Below are 15645 nucleotides of genomic sequence, written 5' to 3'. Positions count from 1 at the left end.
AACGGGCGCCGGTGAGAACCGGCGCCCGTTTTCGTGTGTCTTTACTGCTGGTGCTTGCGGCGGGCGGCCTGGCGGCCTCGGGTCTGCTGGTCGAGGATGACCTTGCGAATGCGGACGGCGGCCGGGGTGACCTCGACGCACTCGTCCTCGCGGCAGAACTCGAGGGCCTGTTCCAGGGAGAGCTTGCGCGGCGGGATCACCTTCTCGGTGTTGTCGGCGCTGGCCGCGCGCATGTTGGTGAGCTTCTTCTCCTTGGTGATGTTGACGTCCATGTCGTCCTCACGGGAGTTCTCACCGACGATCATGCCCTCGTAGACCTCGGTGGTCGGCTCGACGAACAGCTGACCACGCTCCTGGATGTTGATCATCGCGAACGGGGTGACGGCGCCCGCGCGGTCGGCCACGAGCGAGCCGTTGTTGCGGGTGCGCAGCTCACCGAACCACGGCTCGTAGTCCTCGAACAGGTGGTGCATGATGCCGGTGCCGCGGGTCTCGGTCAGGAACTCCGTCCGGAAGCCGATCAGGCCGCGCGCCGGGACCAGCCACTCCATGCGCAGCCAGCCGGTGCCGTGGTTGATCAGCTCTTCCATCCGGCCCTTGCGGGTGGACAGCAGCGTGGTGATGGCGCCCATGTATTCATCGGGGGCGTCGATCGTGAGCCGCTCGACCGGCTCGTGGAGCTTGCCGTCGATGGTCTTGGTGACTACCTGCGGCTTGCCCACGGTAAGCTCGTAGTTCTCGCGGCGCATCTGCTCGACCAGGATGGCCAGCGCGAGCTCGCCACGACCCTGGACCTCCCAGGCGTCCGGCCGCTCGGTCGGGAGGACCCGCAGCGAGACGTTACCGATGAGCTCGCGGTCGAGGCGGTCCTTGACCATGCGGGCCGTGACCTTGGCCCCCTTGACCTTGCCGACCAGCGGCGACGTGTTGGTGCCGAGGACCATCGAGATGGCCGGCTCGTCCACGGTGATCAGGGGAAGCGGCTTGGGGTTCTCCGCGTCGGCCAGCGTCTCGCCGATCATGATCTCGGCGATGCCGGCCACGGCCATGATGTCGCCCGGACCGGCGCTCTCGGCCGGCTTGCGGTCGAGGCCCTCGGTGATCAGCAGCTCGGAGATGCGGACGTTGCTGATCGTGCCGTCGGTCTTGCACCAGGCGACGGTCTGACCCTTGCGGATCGTGCCCTCGTGCACCCGGCACAGCGCGAGCCGGCCGAGGAAGTTCGAGGCGTCGAGGTTGACGACGTGCGCCTGGAGCGGGGCGCCCTCGGTGTAGGTGGGCGCGGGAATGGTCTCCAGGATCGTGCTGAACAGCACCTCGAGGTCGGCCGAGTCTTCCGGGACGGTGCCGTCCTTGGGCTGGGTCAGCGAGGCGATGCCGTCGCGGGCGCAGGCGTAGACGATCGGGAACTCGATCTGGTGCTCGTCGGCGTCGAGGTCGAGGAAGAGCTCGTACGTCTCGTCGACGACCTCCTTGATGCGGGCGTCGGGCCGGTCGACCTTGTTGATGATCAGGATGATCGGGAGCTTGGCCGCCAGCGCCTTGCGCAGCACGAAGCGGGTCTGCGGCAGCGGGCCCTCGGAGGCGTCGACGAGCAGGGCGACGCCGTCGACCATGGTGAGGCCGCGCTCGACCTCACCGCCGAAGTCGGCGTGGCCCGGGGTGTCGATGATGTTGATGGTGACGGGGTCACCTTCGGCGGGCTGGTAGCTGATCGCCGTGTTCTTGGCGAGAATGGTGATGCCCTTTTCCCGCTCCAGGTCCATGGAGTCCATGACGCGGTCGGCCATCTCGCCGCGCGCGTGGGACTGGCTGCCCTGACGCAACATGGCGTCGACCAGGGTGGTTTTGCCATGGTCGACGTGAGCGATGATGGCGACGTTGCGTAGGTCGGTGCGGGTCTGCATACCACCATTGTCCCCGGTCCAGGTTGCGATCGGAGGCTCGGGGTTCGATCGACGTTTCAGTCCTGCTTTAAGGGTGCAGCGGCCGGGTGTGGCCGAGGGCTAGCGTGCCCCTCGACAGTGCGAACGGGGGAGGGCGATCGGGTTGATGGCACGAAGATTGCAGGTGGCAGCGGCACTGGCCACGCTGGCCGTGGTAGCCGGGTGCGGCCTGGTCGGCGGCGGGGACGACGACGTGGCGGCTCCGCCCGCGGCCACGGAATCGGCTTCGCCGGTCGCCGAGGAGCCCGAGTTCGAGCCGATCACGGAGTCGCCGACGCCGGAACCGGTGGTGACCACCACAGCGCCCAAGCCCAGGAAAACGACAAAAACGCCGAAAGCCACCGAGCCTACCCAGCCCGCGTTCTGGAGCGAGCTGCCGGCCTGCGCGCACTACGACAAGACGAAGCCGGTGGCCAAGAAGACGGTCAAGAAGGCGCTCAAGTCGGCCTCGGCGCGCGTCTACTGGCGTACGGAAGCTCCGACCTTGAAGTTGAATTATCCGCTCGTCAAGGCGATCGCCTGGCAGGAGAGCGGCTGGCAGACCAACATCCACAACTGCGACGGCGGCACGGGTGTCATGCAGGTCATGCCGGACACCGTCGACTTCGTCAACAACCGGTTCGGCCTTCAGTACGACGCGAAGAACTACAAGGACAACGCGTATGCCGGGGCCAACTACATCGCTTGGTTCACCCGGTGGGCGGGGCAGAACTACTTCAAGGAGAACTACAACCTGAGCACCAGCAAGTGCAAGTCGCACACCTCGTGGTGCCTGCTGAACGTGGTCATCTCGGGTTACAACGCGGGTCAGGGGGCGATCGAGGCGGCCGCCGAGACCAAGACCCTGCCCAACCCGGAGTACGTGGCGGCGGTGCGCTCGCTGATGAGCCGGTGCGAGTGCGACCAGTTCTGAGGCCCGAGATACACTAGTGGGCAGTACCCGAGACCCGTTTTGACCCGCTTATCGCGGCGAGTGTAAGGTCTCGGGGTTGTCGTGTGTTAGTAGCTGGCGAGCTGCGTCATCAAAGCTTGCAGCTCACCCTAAGGAGCCCTACGCAATGCCGCCCAAGAAGAAGACTCATGAGGTAACCCTCGCGCTTGAGGCGGGTAACGCCGCGATGGTCGACCTCGGCAAGATGCTTGGTCCGACCGGGGCCAACATGCGTGCCGTCAAGGTCGAGTACGACGAGGCGACGGCGAAGAACCGCGGCGAGATCATCCCGGTCATCGTCTCGGTCTACGAGGACCGCAGCCACACGCTGGCCTACAAGACGCCGCCGACCAGCTTCCTGATCCGCAAGGCTCTGGGCATCCAGTCGGGCGCGTCCAACCCGCTGACCCAGACCGTGGGCACGCTCAGCGCGACCCAGGTCAAGGAGATCGCCGAGCGCAAGCTTCCCGACCTCAACGCGAACGACATCGACGCCGCGATCCAGATCGTCTCCGGCACCGCCCGTTCCATGGGCGTGAAGGTCAACGTCTGATCCCGTCTGTGAAAACGGGCCCCGGGTGATCCCGGGGCCCGTTTTTCATGCCTTGCCGAGGATCTCGTCGATCAGCCCGTACTCCAGGGCCTCCTGCGCGGTCAGGCTGCGGCCGGCGGACATGTCGTCCTCGACGCGGCTGCGGGACTGACCGGTCACCTCGACCAGTCGCAGCGTGATCTCTTCGAGCTCGCGCAGGTGCTGCCCGGCGGCCCGGGCCACCTCGTCGGCGGTGCCGGTGACGCCGGCCGAGCGGGGCTCGTTGAGCTTGAACCGGGCGTGCCGGTACGCCGCGCGGCGCTCGGCCGCGGCCAGCAGGGCCACGACGGCCCCGCCCGCCTGCGACGTGACGACGGCCTGCACGGGCGCGGCCATGGAGTCGATCACGTCGATGACCGAGAGCGCGGCCCCGAGCTCGCCTCCGGCGCTGGCCACGTGCAGCTGCACCGGGGCCGGGCCGTGCGCGTCGAGCGTCATCAGGGCCGCGGCGATGCCCGAGGCGGCCTCCGAGGTGAGCTGGCCGCGGACCATCACGATCCGCTGGTCGAAAAGCTTCTCCTCGAGCCAGCCCGGCAGGCCCGGCGACGAGGACTCCGGCGACTGTGGCGGCTGACCCCACCGCATCGGATCGTGGCGCATCTCCACCGACATACCTCCCAGGCGAGTGTCCTTCAGCCTAATCAGACCCTCCGGCCCCGACTTCCCCTTCCGCTGAGGGCAGAGAGGTGCTTGCGTAGAGGGAGTGACGCGGGCCACAGCGGAGGAGGCGCAGGTGACCGGCTTTGTAACGGACCCCGTCTAGATTCCCGTCATGCCCGGACCCCGGCGCCGATCGGTGCTGATCTCGCGCTTGACCGACCGGCCGCTCGGGAGCCCGCAGGACGAGCTGCGCAGCATCATCCTGGACGGGCAGGTGCCGCCGGGCTCGGCCATCCCCGTGGACGCGGTGGCGGCCGCGTTCGGAGTGAGCCGGATCCCCGTACGGGAAGCTCTGATGACGTTGATCGGGGAGGGGCTCGTCGATCATCGGCCCAACGGTGGGTATCGGGTGGCCATGATGACCGCGCGCGAGTTCGCGGAGATCTACCTGGTGCGCGAGGCGCTGGAGACGGCCGGGTTGCGCGCGGCTGTGGAACGGGCCTGCGCGGACGACGACGCTCAGGCCCGTTCGGCGCTGCGGGCCTTGGACGCGGCGATCACCGCGTACGACGGGCGCCTTTATCACCGGGAAAGCCGGCGCTTCCACCTGGCCCTGATCCGCCCGTGCCGGATGCGCCGCCTGCTGCACATGCTCGACCTGGCGTGGAATCAGACCGAGCCGTTGCAGCCGATGTCGCATCTGGACAGCACGGAGCGGGAGCAGTTGCACGCCGATCACGCGGGCATGCTGGCCGCCTTCCAGAGGCGTGACGCCGACGCCCTGGCCGCCGTCTTCGCCGCCCACCACCACCGGCTGCAGACCGCGATCGGTGCCCTCCCGGTGGACACCGGCCTGTTCGAAGCCGAGGAAGATATACATTTCCGCTAATCCCTGTGAAACGGCCGGTACCTAGCGTCACCACTATGGCCGACATCACAACCAGCAAACACCAGGACATGGTCGAAGCCGCCGGCATGCCGGTGGGCAGCGGCGTCATCAAACCCACGTACGACCCCCGCCTGACCAATGAGGACCTGGCGCCTCTGCGGAAACAGCATTGGGGTTCGTACAACATCTTCGCGTTCTGGATGTCCGATGTGCACAGCGTCGGCGGCTACGTGACCGCGGGCAGCCTGTTCGCGCTGGGCCTGTCGAGCTGGCAGGTGCTCGTCTCGCTGGTCGTCGGCATCACGATCGTCTACTTCTTCTGCAACCTGGTGGCCAAGCCCAGCCAGGTCACCGGCGTGCCCTACCCGGTGATCAACCGGGCCGCGTTCGGGGTGCTGGGGGCGAACGTGCCCGCGATCATCCGGGGCGCGATCGCGGTCGCCTGGTACGGCATCCAGACCTACCTGGCCTCGGCCGCGCTCGACGTCGTGGTCCTCAAGTTCTGGCCCGGCCTGGCCCCGTACGCCGACGTCGACCAGTACGGCTTCCTCGGCCTGCCGCTGCTCGGGTGGTGCACGTACGCGCTGCTCTGGGTTCTGCAGGCGGCCGTGTTCTGGACCGGCATGGAGACGATCCGCAAGTTCATCGACTTCTGCGGCCCGGCCGTCTACGTCGTGATGATCCTGCTCTGCGGCTACCTGATCTACCGGGCGGGCTGGAGCGAGATCGACCTCAACCTGGGCGACGTGCGGTATCACGGCTGGGACGCGGTGCCGGTCATGCTGGGCGCGATCGCCCTGGTGGTGTCCTACTTCTCCGGCCCGATGCTCAACTTCGGCGACTTCTCCCGCTACGGCAAGTCGTTCGCCGCGGTCAAACGGGGCAACCTGCTCGGCCTGCCGCTGAACTTCCTGTTCTTCGCGATCCTGGTCGTCGTCACCGCGTCGCTGACCCTGCCGGTGTTCGGCGAGCTGATCACCGACCCGGTCGAGACGGTGTCGCGCATCGACAGCACCTTCGCGATCGCCCTGGGCGCGCTGACCTTCACGATCGCGACCATCGGCATCAACATCGTGGCCAACTTCATCTCGCCCGCGTTCGACTTCTCCAACGTCAGCCCGCAGAGGATCAGCTGGCGGGCCGGCGGCATGATCGCCGCGGTCGGGTCGGTGCTGCTCACACCGTGGAACCTCTACAACAACCCGGACGTCATCCACTACACGCTGGAGACGCTGGGCGCCTTCATCGGGCCGCTGTTCGGAGTGCTGATCGCCGACTACTACCTGATCCGCCGCCAGCGGGTCGACGTCGATGACATGTTCACCATGTCGCCCGAGGGCCGCTATCACTATCGGCGTGGATACAACCCGGCGGCGGTCGTCTCGACCGGGGTGGGAGCCGCGGTCGCCATGGTCCCGGTGCTCTGGACGACCGGTCCGCACATGAAGACGGTGGCCCAGTACAGCTGGTTCATCGGCATGGCGCTGGGCTTCGCGGTGTACTTCGTGCTGGCCGAGGTGTTCAAGGTCAAGCAGCTGAGCCGGGTCGAGGAGGAGCCGGCGGGGGCGGCGGTCTGAGATGCGGATCCGTGTCATCAACCCCAACACCACGGAGTCGATGACCGCGCTGATCGCGGCGAGCGCCCGGGCCGTGGCCGGTCCGGGCACCGTCGTGGAGGCGGTCACGTCGGCGATGGGCCCGGCCTCGATCGAGAGTCACTACGACGAGGCCCTCGCGGTGCCGGGCATCCTGGCCGCCCTGCACGACGCCGACGGGTACGTGCTGGCCTGCTTCGGCGACCCCGGCCTGGACGCCGCCCGCGAGGTGGCGGCCGGTCCGGTGGTCGGCCTCGCCGAGGCCGCCATGCACGCGGCGACGATGGTGGGCCGCGGTTTCAGCGTCGTGACCACCCTTTCCCGTACGAAGGGGCGCGCGCACGACCTGGCCGGGCGTTACGTGGCCGCGGGAGCCTGTCGCGGGGTGCACGCCTGCGATATCCCGGTCCTGGACCTCGAGTCGGACCCGGCCGCTCGCAAGGAGGTCGTCGCGCTGGCCCGGCACGCCCTCGAGCGGGACGAGTCGGACGTGATCGTGCTCGGCTGCGCGGGCATGGCCGACTTCGCCTCGGCGATGAGCGCCGAGCTGGGGGTGCCGGTGATCGACGGGGTCGCCGCGGCCACGGTCCTGGTGCAGTCGCTGATCACTCTCGAACTGCGCACGTCGACGCGGGGCGAGTACGCGCCCCCGCCCGCGAAACGCTATTCGGGCCTGCTGCAACCGTTCGAGCGAACCTGAGGGTGTCGCTCCGCCGGGCTACGGGATCGAGCCCGGCGGAGCGAGCCACGTCGCGGGCTGGACGGTCGCCTTGGCGACCTCATCGAAGTCGCGGTCGTAATGGAGCAGTGTCAAACCGTGCAGCTCCGCCGTCGCAGCGAGGATCAGATCGGCGGTGCCGGCGGACCGATGGGTGCCGCGGGCTGTCATCGCGGCCTGAACCTCGGCCGCCCGGCTGAATACCTGGTCGGGCATGACCACCCACGCGAAGGTCGCGTTCAGCAGCTCCAGCCATTCCTCACGGTCAGCCTTGGAACGAGCGCTGTGCAGCAGTTCCAGCTCGGTGATCGGGCAGATGCCCATCAGGCCCGCCGTGATCTGCGGCTGCCAACGGGCTCGGACCTCCCGTTCGCGGAGCAGCCGCACAACGGCACTCGTGTCGACGAGGAAACGGGCGAGGTTCATGCCCGGTAGGAGTCCTTGTTCAGCAACTCGTCGAACGCGCCGGTCTCCCCGATCTCGGCCAGTCGCGTCAGCGCCTTGGCCCGGCGCAGCTGATTTGCGGTCTCCCGAAGAGCGGTGTTGACGGTGTCTTTCTTCGTCTTGGTGCCGAGCAGTGCCGCCGCTTCAGCGAGTGCGTCGTCGTCGACATCGATAAGCACTTTCGCCATGAGATTTCCTCCTGCGGCGATCCTTATATACAGACTTGGCGACGAGTATATAACCGCCTGCTACCAGCCGCGGGCGCGCCATTCGGGCAGGTGGGGGCGTTCGGCGCCGAGGGTGGAGTCCTTGCCGTGGCCGGGGTAGAACCACGTGTCGTCGCCGAAGCGGTCGAAGATTTTGTGTTCGACGTCGTTGATCAGGGACGCGAAGTTCGCGGCGTTCTTGCGGGTGTTGCCGACGCCGCCCGGGAAGAGGCTGTCTCCGGTCCACAGGTGGGCCGGGCCGGCCGGCTCCTGATAGAGCAGGGCGATCGAGCCGGGGGTGTGGCCGACCAGCTGAATGACCTCGAGCGTGGCGTCGCCCACGGTGAGGTGCTCGCCGTCGCGCAGGGTGCGGTTGACCAGGGGGATCTCGGCGGCGTCGTCGATGTGGGCCAGCGACTCGGCGCCGGTCGCCGCGACCACGTCCGTGAGCGCCTGCCAGTGGTCGGCGTGGCGGTGGGTGGTCACGATCGTGCGCAGACCGGCCGCGCCGGCCAGGGCGACCAGGGTGCCGGCGTCGTCGGCGGCGTCGATCAGCAGCTGGTCGTCGCCGCTGCGCAGCAGGTAGGCGTTGTTGTCCATCGGGCCCACCGACACCTTGGTGACGGTCAGGCCGGCCAGGTCGCGCACGTCGGGCGCGCCGCCCCGGGTCACTTCACCGGTGTAAGTCATGGTTACTTCCACCTCTTCGGTTTCGGGAGTTCGCCGTCGGGCGAGACGGTCAGGTCGGCGCCGTCGCCGCGCCCGATCAGCCAGGCCGCGATCGACTTGGTCGGGCCGCCCACCACCGGAGCCGGCCCGTCGCCGATCGCCAGCACGTGATCGATGCCGTACGGCCGCAGATGCATGACGGGCCAGTCGTCACCGGCGCCGGCGGTCACCTCGCGCAGCAGGCGCAGCGCGAACGCGTCGGTCCAGTCGGCCGGGGTGTAGGCCGCGCCGAGGTCGGCGTGGTGCACTGTCACTTCGCGCAGCCTGGTCCACGGCACCGCGGCGGCTGACTGCCCCAGCCACGGCAGCGGAAACGCCCAGGCCTCGGCGGGCATGGCCGCCCCGGCGTCGGCGAACCGCTCGTGTGCGGCCCGGATGTCTTCGAGCTGGTCGCGCAGGGGACGGCGGGCGCCCTCCTCGATGCCCGCGTCGCGTGCCTGCGGGGACGCGTACGGCAGGGTTTCGACACCCGTACGGGCCCAGGTCAGCAGGTTGGTGAGCGCGTCGGCGTTGCGGGCCACGTGGGTCAGCACGTGCCCGACCGTCCAGCCGGGCAGCAGCGACGGCGTGCCCACCGCGGCCGGGTCGAGATCGGCCGCCGTACGCAGAAGGTCTTCGGTCGCCCGGTCGACGTCGGTCAACATGACAAGCGGATCCATGGTCATGACGGACTGCACCGAGCGAAGCGAGGGCCGGGACGGCATGACGACTGAGGCTCGGTCATGACGGACTGCACCGAGCGAAGCGAGGGCCGGGACGGCATGACGACTGAGGCTCGGTCATGACGGACTGCACCGAGCGAAGCGAGGGCCGGGACGGCATGACGACTGAAACTCGGTCATGCCGGAAACCCTAGTGGGTCGGAAATCGCTTTCGCTCGCGTAGGCGCGTCCGTACCGTCGGTGCTGACGCGCCGATCAGATCCCGCGGAGGAGGTGGGGAGCGTGCTGTTCGTCTTTGCGTCCCTTCACCCGGAGGCCGCCGCCTGACCACGCTGGTCCGGCCGCTTCCCCGATCCCGAAACGGGTCACCATGGCACACGAGCTGTCCCAGCTGGGCTGGGACGAGTCCCTTGCATCCGCATATCACCCCTTCGACCGTTCCGACGCCTCTCCGGGCCGGGTGCTGCGCGCCGACCGCGGTGTCTGCACCGTGCTCGACGCGAACGGTGTCACCCGGGCCAGCCTCGGCGGCAATGTGCTGCTCGGCGCGGCCCGCGACCCCGCCTCACTGCCCTGCGCGGGCGACTGGGTGGTGCTGCGGCACTGGCCCGACCGCCGCGTGACCGCCGAGGCGCTGCTGCCCCGGCGTACGTGTCTGATCCGGCGCACTTCCGACAAGGACAGCACCGGCCAGGTGCTCGCCGCGAACATGGACACCGTGGCCGTCGTCGAGCCGATCCACCCCGAACCCGACGACGCCCGCATCGAGCGGCTGCTCGCCCTGGCCTGGGAGTCCGGCGCGAAACCGCTGATAGTGCTGACCAAGGCCGACACCTCCGCCGACCCCGACGCGATCCGCCGCCAGATCGAGGAGATCGCGCCCGGCGTGCCGGTGCTCACGGTGAGCGTGCGGCAACGGCAGAACCTCGAGCAGATCTCCCCGTACGCCGGGAAGGGTCGCACGCTGGCCCTGCTGGGGCGCTCCGGGGCGGGCAAGTCGACGCTAGTCAACGCGCTGGCCGGCACGCCGGTCATGCCGGTGCAGCAGATCCGTGACGTCGACGGCAAGGGCCGGCACACCACGGCGTACCGGAATCTGGTGCTGCTGCCCGAGGGCGGCGCCGTGCTCGACACGCCGGGCATCCGCGGGGTGGGTCTGCTCGACACCGCCGAGGGGCTGAGCCGGGCCTTCGCCGACATCACCGGTCTGGCCGCGCGGTGCCGGTTCGACGACTGCCGGCACGACGCCGAACCGGGGTGCGCGGTCTTGCCGGCCGTGGCCGACGGGTCGCTGGCGCCGCGGCGGCTGGCCGGCTGGCGCAAGCTCCGGCAGGAGATCGAGGTCGAATCGGCACGTCAGTCGGCCCGGCTGGCGGGTGCGGCCGGTCACCGCCGCAGGCGTTCCTGACAGACCCCTCTGTCACAATGCTCCGGTGCGTGCGGTGGAGGAAGTCGTCGAAGACAGGGCCGATTCCCGGTCCGAGCCGCCGGCGCCCCGGCGTGCGCGGGCCGATCTGTGGGCCCTGCTGAGCTACGCGGTGCTCTCCGCCCTGGTCACCTTTCAGATCTGGCGCGACCCCAACGGGCGGGTGCTGGCCAGCAACGACGACGACCACAACGTGTTCCTGTTCATGCTGGCCCACGGCGAGCGGGTGATCTTCCACGGCGACAACCCGTTCTTCAGCGACCGGCTGAACGTGCCGGACGGCGTGAACATGATGGCCAACACGTCGGTGCTGGTGCTGAGCCTGCCGCTGGCCCCGGTCACGCACTGGTTCGGGCCCGGTTTCACGGTGGCGCTGCTGATCACGCTGGGGCTGGCCGGCACGGCCACCGCCTGGTACTGGGTGCTCTCCCGGCATCTGGTGCGCAGCCGGCTCGCCGCGTGGATCGGCGGCCTGTGGTGCGGGTTCGCGCCCACGATGATCTCCCACGCCAACGGCCACGTGAATTTCGTCAGCCAGTGGGTGCTGCCGTTCATCGTCTGGCAGGCGCTGCGCTTGCGCGAGCCGGGCCGGGCCCTGCGCGGCGGGCTGATCCTGGGTCTGCTGATCGTGCTGCAGGTCTTCATCAACGAGGAGAGCCTGCTCTTCACCGCGCTGGCCCTGGGCGTTTTCGTGATCGCGTACGCGGTGCTGGCCCCGGCCCGGGCCCGCGGTGCGGCGCGGCACATGGCCGCCGGCCTCGGCGTCGCGGCCACTGTCGCGGTGACCCTGCTGGCCTACCCGCTGTGGTATCAGTTCTTCGCCAAGGGCAACTACCACGGCCAGCCGTTCGCCCCCGACATGTATGCGACCGATCTGGCCTCGATCGTCGGGTTCGCCCGGCAGTCGCTGGCCGGCAACGCCGAGCTGACCCGGCGGATGAGCGTCAGCGCGACCGAGGACAACATGTTCTTCGGCCCGATCGGCTTCGTGATGATCGTCGCCTCGGTGGTCGTGCTGTGGCGTTCGGTGGCGGCCCGGGCCGCCGCCGTCTCCGCGCTGGTCCTGCTGGTCATGTCGATGGGCCCGGAGCTGGTCGTGTTCGGCTCGCGCACCGGCATCCCGCTGCCGTTCGGCCTGATCAGCCACGTGCCGATCATCGACCTGGTCAGCGTGACGCGGTTCGCGATGGTGCCCGCCACGATCGCCGGTGTGCTGCTCGCGCTGGCCACCGACCGGCGGCGCGAGTTCAGCCCGCGCGGGCAGCGGCTGTGGCAGGTCGGCCTGGTGCTGGCGCTGGTCCCGCTGTTCCCCAAGCCGTTGCCGGTCGTGCCGGGCGACCCGCTGCCGCCGTTCCTGACCCAGGGCACCTGGCGGCAGTACGTGTCCGACGACCGCACCCTGGTCACCGTCCCGCTGCCCGAGGTCACCACCGGGCGCACGGGCATGCGCTGGGCCACGCTCAACCACCTGGAGTACCGGACGCCGCGCGGCTACTTCATGGGCCCGGTCAACCCGCCCAGCGACCACACCGGCTCGTGGAACGCCCCCCGCCGGTTCACCTCCGACCTGCTGTGGCGCGTCCGCGAGTACGGGGAGCGCCCACAGCTGACCGCGAGCGACAAGGCCCGCATCACCGAGGATCTGATCTTCTGGCGGGCCGCCGTGGTGATCATGGTGCCGGGGGGCCGCAACGAGGGCCCGCAGGTCGACACGCTGACCGCCGCCCTGGGCCGTCCGCAGCTGATCGGCGGCGTCCAGGTCTGGGACGTACGCTCTCTTCCGGTTCCTCCTTCCGAGTGAGTTTGGCCTCGCCCGAACTGCGGGAATGTGCGCGATAGGCCAGGCGCTACACCCTCTTGGCGCCCGCGGCGGCAAAACTTGTCGTACCCCATGGCTAGAGTGGCCGCGGCTCTTCTGACTCAAACACCTGTACGGAGAGGCTGGCTGTGGCCGACCGTTTGACTATTAGAGGCGCGCGCGAGCACAACCTGCGTGACGTCAACCTTGACCTGCCCCGCGACGCGATGATCGTGTTCACCGGTCTGTCCGGGTCCGGCAAGTCCAGCCTCGCGTTCGACACGATCTTCGCCGAGGGGCAGCGGCGCTACGTCGAGTCCCTCTCGTCGTACGCGAGGCAGTTCCTCGGGCAGATGGACAAGCCCGACGTCGACTTCATCGAGGGCCTGTCCCCGGCGGTGTCGATCGATCAGAAGTCGACCTCGCGCAACCCGCGCTCGACGGTCGGCACGATCACCGAGGTCTACGACTATCTGCGCCTGCTCTTCGCGCGCACGGGCATTCCGCACTGCCCGGTCTGCGGCGAGCGGATCAGCAAGCAGACGCCGCAGCAGATCGTCGACCGGGTGCTGGCCATGGAGGAGGGCACCCGTTTCATGGTGCTCGCCCCGGTCATCCGCGGCCGCAAGGGGGAGTACGTCGACCTCTTCGCCGAGCTGCAGGCCAAGGGTTACGCGCGGGCCCGGGTCGACGGTGTGGTGCACCCGCTGACCGAGCCGCCGAAGCTGAAGAAGCAGGAGAAGCACACCATCGAGGTGGTGGTCGACCGGCTCAGCGTCAAGGCGAGCAGCAAGCAGCGCCTCACCGACTCCATCGAGTCGGCGCTCGGCCTGGCCGGCGGCATCGTGCTGCTCGAGTTCGTCGACCTGCCGGAGGACGACCCGCAGCGCGAGCGCCGCTTCAGCGAGCACCTGGCCTGCCCCAACGACCACCCGCTGGCCATCGAGGACCTTGAGCCCCGGGTGTTCTCGTTCAACGCGCCCTACGGCGCCTGCCCCGAGTGCTCCGGCCTCGGCACCAAGAAAGAGGTCGACCCCGAGCTGCTCATCCCCGACGAGGAGCGCAGCATCCGCGGGGGCGCGATCCAGCCGTGGTCGGGCGGCCAGACCCAGGAGTATTTCCTGCGGCTGCTGGAGGCGCTGGCCAAGGCCGAGAAGTTCAGCGTCGACACGCCGTGGCGTCAGCTTCCGGCCCGCGCGCAGAAGACGATCCTGCACGGCTCCGAAGACCAGGTGCACGTGCGCTACCGCAACAAGTACGGTCGCGAGCGCTCCTACTACACCGGCTTCGAGGGCGTGGTGCAGTGGATCGAGCGGCGGCACAACGACACCGAGAGCGACTGGTCGCGCGACAAGTACGAGGGGTACATGCGCGACGTGCCCTGCCCGGTCTGCCGCGGCTCCCGGCTCAAGCCCGAGGTGCTGGCCGTGACGATCGACGGCAAGAGCATCGCCGAGGTCTGCAACCTGTCGATCGGCGAGTGCGCCGAGATGCTGGCCGGCATCGAGCTCGACGACCGGCAGAAAATGATCGCCGAGCGGGTCCTCAAGGAGATCAACGCCCGGCTGCAGTTCCTGGTCGACGTCGGTCTGGACTACCTGTCGCTCGACCGCGGCGCCGGCACCCTTTCGGGCGGCGAGGCGCAGCGCATCCGGCTCGCCACCCAGATCGGTTCCGGCCTGGTCGGCGTGCTCTACGTGCTCGACGAGCCGTCGATCGGCCTGCACCAGCGCGACAACCACCGGCTCATCGAGACCCTCGTCCGGCTGAAGAACCTGGGCAACACGCTGATCGTGGTCGAGCACGACGAGGACACGATCCGCACGGCCGACTGGATCGTCGACATCGGCCCCGGTGCCGGTGAGCACGGCGGCCACATCGTGCACAGCGGCTCGGTGGCGGGTCTGCTGAAGAACAAGAACTCGCCCACGGGGGCCTACCTGTCGGGCCGCAAGTCGATCCCCATCCCGGCCGGGCGCCGCCCGCAGATTCCGGGCCGCGAGCTGGTAGTGCAGGGCGCCCGCGAGCACAACCTGCGCGGGCTGACCGTCCCGTTCCCGCTGGGCCAGTTCATCGCCGTCACCGGGGTCAGCGGCTCCGGCAAGTCCACACTGGTCAACGACATCCTCTACACCGTGCTGGCCAACCAGATCAACGGCGCCCGCATGGTGCCGGGCCGGCACACCCGGATCACCGGCCTGGAGGAAGTGGACAAGGTCGTCGGCGTCGACCAGTCACCGATCGGCCGCACCCCGCGGTCCAACCCCGCGACGTACACGGGGGTCTTCGACAACATCCGCAAGCTGTTCGCGGAGACGGCCGAGGCCAAGGTGCGCGGCTACGGCCCCGGCCGGTTCTCGTTCAACGTCAAGGGCGGCCGCTGCGAGAACTGCTCCGGCGACGGCACGATCAAGATCGAGATGAACTTCCTGCCCGACGTCTACGTCCCGTGTGAGGTGTGCAAGGGCGCGCGGTACAACCGCGAGACGCTCGAGGTGCACTACAAGGGCAAGACGATCTCCGAGGTGCTGGAGATGCCGATCGAGGAGGCCGCGGGCTTCTTCGAGCCGATCTCGTCGATCCACCGGCACCTCAAGACCCTGGTCGACGTGGGCCTGGGCTACGTGCGGCTCGGTCAGCCCGCGCCCACGCTCTCCGGTGGTGAGGCGCAGCGCGTCAAGCTGGCGTCCGAGCTGCAGAAGCGGTCGACCGGCAAGACGGTCTACGTGCTCGACGAGCCGACCACCGGCCTGCACTTCGAGGACATCCGCAAGCTGCTGCTGGTGCTCAACGGCCTGGTCGACAAGGGCAACACGGTGATCACGATCGAGCACAACCTCGACGTGATCAAGAACGCCGACTGGCTGATCGACATGGGTCCCGAGGGCGGCAGCAAGGGCGGCCTGGTGCTGGCCACCGGCACCCCGGAGGAGCTGGCCGAGGTGCCCGAGAGCCACACCGGTCAGTTCCTGCGCCACATGCTCGGGCTCGAAGGCGAGGGCGGGGGGTCGGCCGCCGCGATCGGCCGGGCCGCCAAGGCGAACGGGACCGCGGGCAAGGCCGCGAACGGTTCGGCGGCGGGCCGGAGCGTCCCGGCCCGCAAGAGCAC

13 protein-coding genes and 1 pseudogene are annotated in these 15645 nt (G+C 68.9%); 8 read left to right on the top strand and 6 right to left on the bottom strand.

The features are described 5' to 3' along the window. Window positions 1–41: 41 nt before the first annotated feature. On the bottom strand, window positions 42–1907 hold the full coding sequence (gene typA, locus BKA14_RS21735) for a translational GTPase TypA (protein ID WP_184952733.1): 1866 nt from the start codon (window positions 1905–1907) through the stop codon (window positions 42–44). 163 nt (window positions 1908–2070) lie between these two features. Between typA and BKA14_RS21730 the strand changes: the two genes are divergently transcribed. Beyond that, window positions 2071–2859, top strand: a complete 789-nt coding sequence (locus tag BKA14_RS21730) for a transglycosylase SLT domain-containing protein (RefSeq protein WP_239092785.1) — start codon at window positions 2071–2073, stop codon at window positions 2857–2859. Between the two features lie 145 nt (window positions 2860–3004). After that, the gene (locus tag BKA14_RS21725; protein WP_184952731.1) at window positions 3005–3430 is read left to right on the top strand and encodes an uL11 family ribosomal protein; all 426 of its coding nucleotides are present in this window, start codon (window positions 3005–3007) and stop codon (window positions 3428–3430) included. Between the two features lie 45 nt (window positions 3431–3475). Here the strand turns inward: BKA14_RS21725 and BKA14_RS21720 are convergent, their stop codons facing one another. Then, window positions 3476–4081, bottom strand: a complete 606-nt coding sequence (locus BKA14_RS21720) for an ATP-dependent Clp protease proteolytic subunit (RefSeq protein ID WP_221477290.1) — start codon at window positions 4079–4081, stop codon at window positions 3476–3478. A 160-nt stretch (window positions 4082–4241) separates the two neighbouring features. On the opposite strand from BKA14_RS21720, the gene BKA14_RS21715 reads away from it, so the two are divergent. Genes BKA14_RS21715 through BKA14_RS21705 form a run of 3 tightly spaced genes read left to right on the top strand, consistent with a single transcriptional unit; the run spans window position 4242 to window position 7253 of the window. Then, window positions 4242–4958, top strand: a complete 717-nt coding sequence (locus tag BKA14_RS21715; RefSeq protein ID WP_184952730.1) for a GntR family transcriptional regulator — start codon at window positions 4242–4244, stop codon at window positions 4956–4958. Between the two features lie 35 nt (window positions 4959–4993). Beyond that, a complete protein-coding gene (locus BKA14_RS21710; protein ID WP_239092787.1) occupies window positions 4994–6535 on the top strand; it encodes an NCS1 family nucleobase:cation symporter-1 in 1542 nt (513 codons plus the stop codon). A gap of 1 nt (window position 6536) precedes the next feature. After that, window positions 6537–7253, top strand: coding sequence for an aspartate/glutamate racemase family protein (locus BKA14_RS21705; RefSeq protein ID WP_184952729.1), 717 nt, complete (start codon window positions 6537–6539; stop codon window positions 7251–7253). Window positions 7254–7271: 18 nt separating this feature from the next. Here BKA14_RS21705 and BKA14_RS21700 read toward each other — a convergent pair whose 3' ends face one another. From BKA14_RS21700 to BKA14_RS21685, 4 genes are read right to left on the bottom strand one after another with little or no spacing between them, the layout of a single operon-like run. Continuing rightward, window positions 7272–7697 carry a PIN domain nuclease gene (locus BKA14_RS21700; protein ID WP_184952728.1) on the bottom strand — a complete coding sequence of 142 codons (426 nt, stop codon included), beginning with the start codon at window positions 7695–7697 and terminating at the stop codon, window positions 7272–7274. Beyond that, a complete protein-coding gene (locus BKA14_RS21695) occupies window positions 7694–7903 on the bottom strand; it encodes a type II toxin-antitoxin system VapB family antitoxin (RefSeq protein ID WP_184952727.1) in 210 nt (69 codons plus the stop codon). The genes BKA14_RS21700 and BKA14_RS21695 overlap by 4 nt, the downstream gene beginning before the upstream one ends. A gap of 60 nt (window positions 7904–7963) precedes the next feature. Continuing rightward, complete coding sequence (locus BKA14_RS21690) at window positions 7964–8611, bottom strand: MBL fold metallo-hydrolase (protein ID WP_184952726.1); 648 nt, start codon at window positions 8609–8611, stop codon at window positions 7964–7966. Window positions 8612–8613: 2 nt separating this feature from the next. After that, window positions 8614–9315: a maleylpyruvate isomerase family mycothiol-dependent enzyme gene (locus tag BKA14_RS21685; protein ID WP_184952725.1), complete on the bottom strand. Its 702-nt coding sequence runs from the start codon at window positions 9313–9315 to the stop codon at window positions 8614–8616. Between the two features lie 367 nt (window positions 9316–9682). Here BKA14_RS21685 and rsgA point away from each other — a divergent pair, with 367 nt between their 5' ends. The 3 genes and pseudogenes from rsgA to uvrA all read left to right on the top strand — a co-directional run. Further along, window positions 9683–10720 (top strand): ribosome small subunit-dependent GTPase A, encoded by a 1038-nt coding sequence (gene rsgA / locus BKA14_RS21680; RefSeq protein ID WP_184952724.1) that lies wholly within the window; start codon window positions 9683–9685, stop codon window positions 10718–10720. A gap of 25 nt (window positions 10721–10745) precedes the next feature. Next, window positions 10746–12539, top strand: a complete 1794-nt coding sequence (locus BKA14_RS21675) for a DUF6311 domain-containing protein (RefSeq protein ID WP_184952723.1) — start codon at window positions 10746–10748, stop codon at window positions 12537–12539. 146 nt (window positions 12540–12685) lie between these two features. Next, window positions 12686–15637: pseudogene (gene uvrA, locus BKA14_RS21670) on the top strand (excinuclease ABC subunit UvrA); the annotation flags it as partial. Between the last annotated feature and the right edge of the window lie 8 nt (window positions 15638–15645).

This window comes from Paractinoplanes abujensis (assembly GCF_014204895.1).
Lineage (GTDB): Bacteria > Actinomycetota > Actinomycetes > Mycobacteriales > Micromonosporaceae > Actinoplanes > Actinoplanes abujensis.
Note: the sequence above shows the minus strand (reverse complement) of the source record. Positions and strands in the feature narration are given on the sequence as shown.

Coding starts and splice junctions, on each gene's coding strand:
- BKA14_RS21715 (WP_184952730.1), top strand. CDS start 4,242: ATGCCCGGACCCCGGCGCCGATCGGTGCTGATCTCGCGCTTGACCGAC.
- BKA14_RS21690 (WP_184952726.1), bottom strand. CDS start 8,611: ATGACTTACACCGGTGAAGTGACCCGGGGCGGCGCGCCCGACGTGCGC.
- BKA14_RS21710 (WP_239092787.1), top strand. CDS start 4,994: ATGGCCGACATCACAACCAGCAAACACCAGGACATGGTCGAAGCCGCC.
- BKA14_RS21725 (WP_184952731.1), top strand. CDS start 3,005: ATGCCGCCCAAGAAGAAGACTCATGAGGTAACCCTCGCGCTTGAGGCG.
- typA (WP_184952733.1), bottom strand. CDS start 1,907: ATGCAGACCCGCACCGACCTACGCAACGTCGCCATCATCGCTCACGTC.
- rsgA (WP_184952724.1), top strand. CDS start 9,683: ATGGCACACGAGCTGTCCCAGCTGGGCTGGGACGAGTCCCTTGCATCC.
- BKA14_RS21700 (WP_184952728.1), bottom strand. CDS start 7,697: ATGAACCTCGCCCGTTTCCTCGTCGACACGAGTGCCGTTGTGCGGCTG.
- BKA14_RS21705 (WP_184952729.1), top strand. CDS start 6,537: ATGCGGATCCGTGTCATCAACCCCAACACCACGGAGTCGATGACCGCG.
- BKA14_RS21685 (WP_184952725.1), bottom strand. CDS start 9,315: ATGACCATGGATCCGCTTGTCATGTTGACCGACGTCGACCGGGCGACC.
- BKA14_RS21720 (WP_221477290.1), bottom strand. CDS start 4,081: ATGTCGGTGGAGATGCGCCACGATCCGATGCGGTGGGGTCAGCCGCCA.
- BKA14_RS21695 (WP_184952727.1), bottom strand. CDS start 7,903: ATGGCGAAAGTGCTTATCGATGTCGACGACGACGCACTCGCTGAAGCG.